At 49.6% G+C, this 8,321-nt stretch carries 10 protein-coding genes; 8 read left to right on the top strand and 2 right to left on the bottom strand.

What is annotated here, in order from left to right; all coding sequences use genetic code 11:
* Positions 1-97: 97 nt before the first annotated feature.
* The 7 genes from KDK14_RS19940 (at position 98) to KDK14_RS19970 (ending at position 6,246) form a co-directional block, all read left to right on the top strand.
* Complete coding sequence (locus KDK14_RS19940) at positions 98-535, top strand: YecA family protein (protein ID WP_257266975.1); 438 nt, start codon at positions 98-100, stop codon at positions 533-535.
* Complete coding sequence (locus KDK14_RS19945; protein WP_257266985.1) at positions 448-702, top strand: UPF0149 family protein; 255 nt, start codon at positions 448-450, stop codon at positions 700-702. The genes KDK14_RS19940 and KDK14_RS19945 overlap by 88 nt, the downstream gene beginning before the upstream one ends.
* Before the next feature lie 30 nt (positions 703-732).
* On the top strand, positions 733-1,950 hold the full coding sequence (gene ubiH, locus KDK14_RS19950; protein WP_257266976.1) for a 2-octaprenyl-6-methoxyphenyl hydroxylase: 1,218 nt from the start codon (positions 733-735) through the stop codon (positions 1,948-1,950).
* Between the two features lie 363 nt (positions 1,951-2,313).
* Positions 2,314-3,093 (top strand): hypothetical protein, encoded by a 780-nt coding sequence (locus KDK14_RS19955; protein WP_257266977.1) that lies wholly within the window; start codon positions 2,314-2,316, stop codon positions 3,091-3,093.
* A gap of 177 nt (positions 3,094-3,270) precedes the next feature.
* A complete protein-coding gene (locus KDK14_RS19960; protein ID WP_257266979.1) occupies positions 3,271-4,482 on the top strand; it encodes an FAD-dependent oxidoreductase in 1,212 nt (403 codons plus the stop codon).
* Positions 4,483-4,899: 417 nt separating this feature from the next.
* Positions 4,900-5,706 (top strand): hypothetical protein, encoded by an 807-nt coding sequence (locus KDK14_RS19965; RefSeq protein WP_257266980.1) that lies wholly within the window; start codon positions 4,900-4,902, stop codon positions 5,704-5,706.
* A 318-nt stretch (positions 5,707-6,024) separates the two neighbouring features.
* Positions 6,025-6,246 carry a DUF2835 domain-containing protein gene (locus tag KDK14_RS19970; RefSeq protein WP_257266981.1) on the top strand — a complete coding sequence of 74 codons (222 nt, stop codon included), beginning with the start codon at positions 6,025-6,027 and terminating at the stop codon, positions 6,244-6,246.
* On the opposite strand, the gene KDK14_RS19975 is transcribed toward KDK14_RS19970, so the two are convergent.
* Positions 6,201-7,139 carry a LysR family transcriptional regulator gene (locus KDK14_RS19975; RefSeq protein ID WP_257266982.1) on the bottom strand — a complete coding sequence of 313 codons (939 nt, stop codon included), beginning with the start codon at positions 7,137-7,139 and terminating at the stop codon, positions 6,201-6,203. The two genes, KDK14_RS19970 and KDK14_RS19975, sit on opposite strands and share 46 nt — an antisense overlap.
* 126 nt (positions 7,140-7,265) lie before the next feature.
* On the opposite strand from KDK14_RS19975, the gene KDK14_RS19980 reads away from it, so the two are divergent.
* Positions 7,266-7,868, top strand: coding sequence for an FMN-dependent NADH-azoreductase (locus tag KDK14_RS19980; protein ID WP_257266983.1), 603 nt, complete (start codon positions 7,266-7,268; stop codon positions 7,866-7,868).
* A 115-nt stretch (positions 7,869-7,983) separates the two neighbouring features.
* Here the strand turns inward: KDK14_RS19980 and KDK14_RS19985 are convergent, their stop codons facing one another.
* Positions 7,984-8,232, bottom strand: coding sequence for a YfhL family 4Fe-4S dicluster ferredoxin (locus KDK14_RS19985; protein ID WP_257266984.1), 249 nt, complete (start codon positions 8,230-8,232; stop codon positions 7,984-7,986).
* Positions 8,233-8,321 lie beyond the last annotated feature (89 nt).

The raw sequence follows: 8,321 nt of genomic DNA on the forward strand, positions 1-8,321 counted from the left end.
GAGCGGCAAAGGACAAGCGAGATCGGGAGCACGTTTATGAAATATCCGGGTTAGAATCCCGGTTAATTTTACTCAGTAATTTAGACGGTCCTATATCATGACGATCCAGTCTTCTCAGTCCGACGATGCACTCGCTCCCATATCGTTTGATGAACTCACCAGCCATCTGGCAGGGCTGAGTCATCCATCAGAGATTCATGGCTATTTATGCGGCCTGTTCTCAGCCGGTGTCCAACCGGGCGTTGAGCAGTGGTTGGCGCAGTTGGCTGAGCAGTTGGGCGATAAATCGATTGATGAACCTGCGAAGCAGCTGTTAAGCCGGTTATTTGTGCAGACCCAGAATGCGCTTGACTCTGGTAGTCTGTCGGCAGCACTGTTACTCCCTGATGACGAGGAAGCGCTCTGGGGCTCAGGACAGAATCACTTGGAATATGGTGCCAGTCATTTATTTCTGGCTTTGGTCAAGGGCTGGAAAGTCAGCAGGTCAGCGAGATGGTGGAAGAAGTGCTCAGGGACTTTGCCGAAATCAGCCTGATAGAAACCGCAGAAGAGGGCGAGGAATCTGAAAAACTGTATGTTGAAGTGAGTGAATTTGTTCGTTTGGCCTGGCTGAACGTCTATGCAGAGGTTTGTGGTTTGCCCGAGCTTGCCGACGATGATGAAAGTTCTGGCCATCAGGGCACTGCCAAAACCTTGCATTGAGCATAACGAGATCGTGGTGGTGGCTGAGACGTGAATAGTTCTGCAGACAAGATGGACTTCGATGTGTTGGTGATTGGTGCCGGGCTGGTGGGCGCCAGTCTGGTCTGTGCATTGGAAAACGTGGTGATCAGGCAGGGGTTGAGGCTGGCGATGGTAGAAACCCATGACCTGAGTCAGCCAAGAGACACGCCGCCGGGCTTTGATGCCCGTGCCTCGGCGCTGTCTTTGGGAACCTGCTGTATTTACCAACAGCTCGGACTATGGCCAGATCTCGTTGATCAGGCCCGGGCCATTACCACTGTGCACGTTTCTGATCAGGGCAGTTTTGGGGTTTCCCGCTTGCAGGCTTGTGCTGAAGGTGTCCCGGCACTGGGGTATGTGGTCAAGAATCATCTGCTGGGTGATGTGCTTTTGCAGCGGTTAAGGGGTTTTCGGAAGCAGGGCCAGGTGAGCATGTTTAGTCCTGATGTGGTGGAACGCCTGAGTCCTGTTCCCGGCGGAATGAAGGTTCAGCTCAAGCACTCAGAGATTTCCGCCTCGCTGGTTATTCTGGCAGATGGTGGCCGTTCAGGATTGATGCATCAGCTGGGAATAGGGCTGCAGCAGCGTGACTATCATCAGCAGGGGATCATTGCCAATATTGCCCTTGACCGCCCTCATAACGGTACGGCCTGGGAGCGCTTTGCCGGTAAAGGTCCCATGGCACTGCTTCCCTTGATGGGCGATCAACCGTGTGTGGGGCTGGTGTGGACGGTAGCGGATGAGGAAGCAGATTCTCTTTATTCCCTGGCAGATGATGATTTTCTGGCAATATTGCAACAGCGTTTTGGTTATCGGGCCGGGCGTTTTATTGCCGTGGGCAAGCGGGACAGATATCCACTCACCATGCGCATCGCCAAAGAGCAGGTAAGGCCGGGGCTGGTTATTTTGGGTAATGCTGCCCACGCCATACATCCGGTGGCAGGTCAGGGTTATAACCTTTCTATCCGTGATACTGTGGCTCTGGCAGATAATATTTCGGACTCATTGGCACGCAAAATACCGGTAGGTGATCTTGGTCGGTTACAGGAATACTGGCAGCAACAGTTGAGTGACCAGAGTCTGACCAGCCGTTTTTGTGATGGCCTGGTGCGCCTTTTCTCACGGACTGACACTGCATCGGTACTGTCTCGGAACCTGGGATTGGTGGCGCTGGATTATTGTTATCCGGTGAAGTCAACATTTACCCGAAAGGCCATGGGATTTTGACATCCTCCCTCCACTAACCCGGATATTTCATAAACTGCCGGGTCTGGGTGGAGGGGCCGCCCTGGCTTCGTTGACGATTTCAAAAACCACATCTGGTAATCGCATTTATACGACAGCGGGGTCAGCCGGACATGGTTTTCAGAATTCCCCATCAGGCATCCAAAGATGACTTTGCACATTTTTTCTGACCTTGATGATGATTAAAAACATTGCGATTCCCCGGTATGGTCTATTATCAATTTTCCGAAAGTCAGACAGGAAAGCTTGGTATTGACTCCAGTTCATTGCCTGGTTCTCGCGGGTAATCCGGCTTACTGTCAGGTCAGTACGGAAAATCACTATCCTTCAGCAAGGTGATCAAGCATGGCAGGCATTTTCGGTAAAATAATTCACAGCCCCTCAGCATTGGCCAGACTTAATTCCCCAGCCGGTCAAACAGATAAGACTCTTCCGGATTCCACTGCAGCCTCCGGGTCACCTGCAGCCCTGCTATCCAGCGTACCGCCAGACAGCGCAAATAAAGCACATGCCTTTGGCAAGTCGATCCATTTGCAGCCAGCAGGCGATGCCGGCAATGATTCTGACAATAAGGTTGCGGCAGGAGATTGTCCGTCTCTGGTGCCAATGCCGAAAGAGTTCCTGAAGCGGCTTGTTGGCAGCTATCACGCCAAGCCATATCTGTACGACTCGATTCACAAGATCAAGTTGAATGCGGACCATAGCGTTGAATTTGTTGATTCCAGTGGACATTGCAAAAACTGTCATAAGCGAGGTCAATGGACAGTCAGTGCCAGCAGTGATCCGGAAAAGTACACCTTGCACGTTGCCAACCTGAAAAATAAGGATGCCCCTGACAACCATCAGGGTAGCCAGCCCGACGGCAAGAACCTCAAGGTTGATTTCAAAATCGTTGCTGAAAGAGAAAACATGATTGAGCAGACACCCACCAGAATACAACCAACCATAACCTGCTATTCAAAACTGGTCTTTGACCAGGATCCGTTCGATCTGTTTTACGTTGAAGGCGAAGTTCGGCCTAACGTACATCAACTGGTTTCCGGGCGTAAAAGAGTGTGGGATACAGACACCGTATTCTATGAAATGACCGGAGCCGTACATTCATCTGGGCAAAGTTCCTGTTAGATGCTGGTGCCTTTGTTGTTTAAATGGGTTTAAATGATTTTTTTGCATGAATTACCCCTGAAGATCTACGCTTGCTATGTGTGGAGTATTCCGTCAGTTTTGACAAACCGCCGGGAGACCGCCCATGCCCGGATAGTCTCCCGAACTGTTCTTGAATTCGGAAAATAGGGATCACACATGCAGAAAATTGACGTCATTATTGTTGGGGGAGGTATGGTGGGTACCTCCCTGGCCTTGGCGCTTGCCCGCTCTGGTATGCACACGGCACTGGTTGAGCAGCAGACATTGCAGCCTGGCTTATTGTTGATGGATGATCCATGGCAGCCAAGGGTCAGTGCCTTGACGGAAGCATCGATAAAACTGCTTGACTATCTCGGCGCCCGTGAGGGTATCCAGCGGGCCTGTCCTTACACGCACATGACCGTCTGGGATGGTGAGGGTACAGGAGCAGTTGAGTTTGACGCAAAAACGTGGCCACAAAAAAATCTTGGCTATATTGTCGAAAATGACGTGATTCGCAACGCACTGCTACAGCAGCTGGCCCGTTCAACCGTGGAATGTTTTGAGCAACAGACAGTACTTGAATACCAGCTTTGCGGCCAGGGCGGTGAAATAGTCCTGAAAAATGGTGATGTGCTGAGGGCTCCCCTGCTGGTGGCCGCAGATGGTGCCCAGTCATGTTTACGGCAATTGTCTGGCATTCCGGTAAACCAGAAGGACTATAAGCATCATGCGCTGGTAACCACTGTGGAGACAGAGCTGTTTCATCAGCACTGTGCGAGACAGGTATTCCTGGATACCGGCCCATTGGCATTTCTCCCCCTGCAAAGTCAGGGGGAGCAGCATTATTGCTCCATTGTCTGGTCTCTTTTACCGGCAGAAGCAGACCGGATAGATGCCTTGAGTGACGACGCTTTCTGCCGGGAATTGGAGAGAGCTTTTGAACATCGTGCAGGTAACATTTTGCAGGTTGATCAACGGTTCCGCTACCCGCTGCGTCAACGGCACGCCCGGCAGTATCATCGACAAGGCGTGGTCCTGGTGGGCGATGCGGCTCATACCATTCATCCTCTGGCGGGGCAGGGGGTGAATCTGGGCTTTTTGGATGTGGCAGTGCTCGGGGAAGAGTTGATCAAGGCGGCCAATCGCGGCGATGACTATTTTGCAGCGCACGTTCTGGATCGCTATCAGCGTCGACGCATCGGCCATAACTCGTTGATTATGAAGGCCATGGCTGGCTTTCAAAACCTGTTCGGGGTCGATGACCCTGCCATTCGCTGGCTCAGGAATACCGGGCTGAGCCTGACCAATCGATTACCGTTAATCAAGGAAATGATTGTGGGTCAGGCCTCCGGGTTATCAAAGGATATTCCCGGGTTTATGCAGTAATACCAATTCCACCATCTAAATATGAACTGCGCAGCCATTTTGAACAGCTGGATCTTCGTTGGAATTCCTTGCAATTGCTCTGCTATTTGATTTGTCCAGCTGTCCAAAATGAATTGCTCCATCGACTGAATTGCCCTGTCTTTGAATCATCAACCTTTTGCAGTCTATTCTCGGACAGCCTCCCGGGGAACAGTGCGCACTGGATAAGTGGCTGGTATTACTGGAGCAATCATTGCCAGATGACTGGGATCATTTATGCGCACAGAACAGGGGGGAGTGAATTTTGCACCTGATGTTCCCGTTAATAAAATCAATCACTTCCAAAGAAGCCTAAAAAAAAAGTGAACTATATTTAACCAATCCCGTCAAAACTGTATTGAATAACAAGTTCATCAGTTGCTTTGAAGGAGTAATTAAATGCCAAAATATTTTCTGGCGGCCGTATTGCCAGTGGTTGCACTATTGATTGGTCTGCAGGGTTGTAATAAACCCCGGGAGTGTCCAGAGGTCACGACGGTGGTTTATGAGGACGTATCCAGTGTTGACGCTGAGTCCTACACCTGTATCAGTCCAGACAAAACCGGTCTGCTTGAGCAGACCTGGTGTGAAGCAAAAGATCAGTTCGAACAGCGTGGCCAATCGGCCGGTTCTGATGATTTTTTGGTTTATCTCAAAGGTTTTCGTGAGGGTTACTCATTGGCCAGTCAGGCAGCGGATAGTCAGTCCAGCCTCGATAACGATATCGATAGCCCGTCTGAAACGCCCTATGATTCAGGCTACCGTGACGGCTATATTGCCGTTATGGAGTCAATGGGCATTGTCCAGTACAACTGTGCTTCAGCAGATTTGATGAGTGAGTATAAAGATCGCTGGTGCGAAGCGGCCGATGCTTATCGCAACTCTGGCTCTGGCAGTGATAACAATCCTTTTGTCAGGGGGCAGTTTATTGATGGTTATATGACTGGAGGGCGGGTCGCCTTAACAGTTCCTACCTCAATGGAAGCATTTTTTGGTGGCGAGAACCCTGAAGGTCAACAGCCTGCCATTGTCCAGCCATCCGGCGATCTCAGGAACACAGAGCTGGCTTTCTATCGGGGCTTTGATGTCGGCTACAAGGCAATGATCGATAGCATTCGGGAATCCATTAATCAGGTCATGCAACAGATGCAAATGCCCAACGCTATGGATTTTCCTGAAGGATTGATGCCGCCTCCCGGGCAATAACTGCCCGGTTTTCGGTTGTCCTGGATTTAAGCCGGGTATCCGGCTTTAAGCAAACGTAGCTATCCTCGCACTGTTTTTGTCAGTCTCTTTTGCTGCACGGACCAACGGAATTTGGCGTCTGACCGAGATCAGGCTCCCTGATGCGATAGCAGCAAATTGGTCTGAAGGTCTGTTATGTGATGAACTTGGTTAATTCAATTCTTAAAATCACAACTGTAATTTAGCCTTGTTCTATAACGTTTGTGATAGAAGATTGCTACACTGACAGGTGGCTTCTTTTAACGATTTGTCTTAATAAGAAACAGAAAGGTTTAAGCAATGCATAAGGCTGTGTTTTCCGTAAAACTCAATTCTGAGCAGGTTCTTCAGTTTTATAAAGGGCAGAAGCAATCCGTGAGAGTTCGTACTGACTCCGGTCAGAGTATGAGTATTCCCTACGACATCATGCTGAAATTTGTTACCAGAGAGGGAATTTATGGCCGTTTTGAAATTTCCTACGGCGATGACGGAAAGTTTCTTGATCTTATCCGTCTGAGTTGATTCTGATTAGTGGCATGATGGCAGCACTCCCTGAGGATGGCTGCTAATTTCTGTGCCCCAGGGCCAATATATTCAGGGTCAGTCAATACCATATAGAGCTCTACATTCCGACAATTACTGAGCTTGGTATTTAATTGTTTGATCATGCCTTCTTCAAGCTCATGGTGAATATGGTGGGTTGGTAGCCATGCAAACCCCAGTCCGCTTTTGACCAGTCTGATTGAAGAGCTGATGTGGCTCACTGTCCACCGTTCTTCAGATCCAAGCCAGCCAGCGTCAGCCTCTCTTTTTATGCCTGAATCGCGGATAACAATCTGGCGATATTGTTTCAGTTCTTCCTCTGTGATGACATGGTCGCGTTGAGCCAGCGGGTGATTCCTGTGAGCCACTGGCGCAAAATTAATCGATAGCAGCGGTTCTCCAAGAAAGCCCTGAGGCACGATGCCGGTAATAACAATATCCGCTTTGCCACTGACCAGCATGTCGGTTGTGCCAGACAGGACTGACTCAACAAGTTCCAGACGGGTATGCCTTGAAATGGGAGAGAATTGCTCTAACGCATTTATTATTATTGAGTTTGGGAAGATGACATCAACGGCCAGGGTAAGCGTTCCCTCCCAGCCTGCAGAGAGACTGTCTGCCACCTTTTCCAATGAATCGGCCTCTTTTAGCAGTGTCTGGGCTCTTCTCAACATGACTTTACCCGCTTCAGTCAATACCGCTTTTCGGCCCTGAATCTCCAGTAGCTCGATACCCAGTTGACGTTGCAGTTTAGCGATGGCGTAACTGATGGTGGACTGGCTTTTGAATATCGCCTGCGAAGCCTGGGCAAAGCCGCCATGTTCCACCACTGCCTGAAGCATACGCCACTGATCAAGTGTTACCTTTGACATTTTACGGGTCTCTATATATCCAAAAATTCGATACATATATGCAGTATTTTGCACTGTTCCTTCGTTAATTTCGATGATAAATTTAAACTATGTACACAACAATAGTGATCTGAAAAGGTGGGAAGCATGGCTAAATTACTCCAAATCAACAGCAGCCTGTTTGGTGAACATGGGCAGTCAACCCGGCTGTCACAAAAGTTTGTTGAGCGTTTTCTGACAGCAAACCCTGACACTGAGCATCAAGTAAGAGACTTGGCTAACCAACAAATCCCTCATCTGGATGGTGAAATAGTCATGGGTTTTGGTATCCCTGAAGATCAGAAAACCGATCGACAGGCGGAAATGACAGCGCTTTCTGATCTGTTGATTGAGGAAGTGAAGACCGCTGATATATTGGTGATCGGTTTGCCGATGTATAACTTCAGCTTGCCTTCGACCCTGAAATCCTGGTTCGACTTTATTGCCAGGGCAGGGATCACCTTTAAATATACCGAGCAGGGGCCGGTCGGTCTTGTGGAAGGTAAGAAGGCTTACATTATGGCCGCGCGAGGTGGTCAGTATCAGGGGACTGATCTTGATACGCAAACGGGCCTTGTTCGCCAGTTTCTTGGCTTTATTGGCATTCGGGATGTTGAGTTTGTTTATGCCGAAGGGCTTAACATGGGGGATGGCATCAAGGAGCAGTCAATCCATGATGCAGAGGAAGCAATGGACCATCTTGTAGCTTGACAGGCAGAATATGAAGGTTGTCCGAGAACAGCCTCCTGGAGAGGAGCAGTTGCCGCGCAGGGCAGTCTATTCTCGGACAGCCTCCCGGGTGTAACGATGCATTTGCGGCCCATTGTCAGGCAGCTGTAATAATTTGATACTTTTCCATCAGCTCATCCTGAGTTTCTTCGCAGTCCGGATTCTTCGGAATGCAGTCTACCGGACAAACCTGCTGGCACTGCGGCTCATCAAAATGGCCTACACACTCCGTGCACAGCAGAGGGTCAATCTCGTAAATTTCTTCCCCGGGTGAGATAGCGCTATTCGGGCATTCCGGTTCGCAGACGTCGCAGTTAATACAATCGTCAGTAATCATTAAAGCCATAGGTGACCTTTAGGGATGTATAACAACGGACAGTATCTTAGCCCGGATATTTCATAAACTTGCTCCCGCTCTCGCTTGTCCTTTGCCGC

This window comes from Endozoicomonas sp. ONNA2 (assembly GCF_024606365.1).
Classification (GTDB): Bacteria; Pseudomonadota; Gammaproteobacteria; order Pseudomonadales; family Endozoicomonadaceae; genus Endozoicomonas.

What these genes read in the sequence shown, in the direction of transcription:
- KDK14_RS19940 (WP_257266975.1), top strand. Translation starts at nt 98, where the DNA reads ATGACGATCCAGTCTTCTCAGTCCGACGATGCACTCGCTCCCATATCG.
- KDK14_RS19955 (WP_257266977.1), top strand. Translation starts at nt 2,314, where the DNA reads ATGGCAGGCATTTTCGGTAAAATAATTCACAGCCCCTCAGCATTGGCC.
- KDK14_RS19960 (WP_257266979.1), top strand. Translation starts at nt 3,271, where the DNA reads ATGCAGAAAATTGACGTCATTATTGTTGGGGGAGGTATGGTGGGTACC.
- KDK14_RS19965 (WP_257266980.1), top strand. Translation starts at nt 4,900, where the DNA reads ATGCCAAAATATTTTCTGGCGGCCGTATTGCCAGTGGTTGCACTATTG.
- KDK14_RS19970 (WP_257266981.1), top strand. Translation starts at nt 6,025, where the DNA reads ATGCATAAGGCTGTGTTTTCCGTAAAACTCAATTCTGAGCAGGTTCTT.
- KDK14_RS19975 (WP_257266982.1), bottom strand. Translation starts at nt 7,139, where the DNA reads ATGTCAAAGGTAACACTTGATCAGTGGCGTATGCTTCAGGCAGTGGTG.
- KDK14_RS19980 (WP_257266983.1), top strand. Translation starts at nt 7,266, where the DNA reads ATGGCTAAATTACTCCAAATCAACAGCAGCCTGTTTGGTGAACATGGG.
- KDK14_RS19985 (WP_257266984.1), bottom strand. Translation starts at nt 8,232, where the DNA reads ATGGCTTTAATGATTACTGACGATTGTATTAACTGCGACGTCTGCGAA.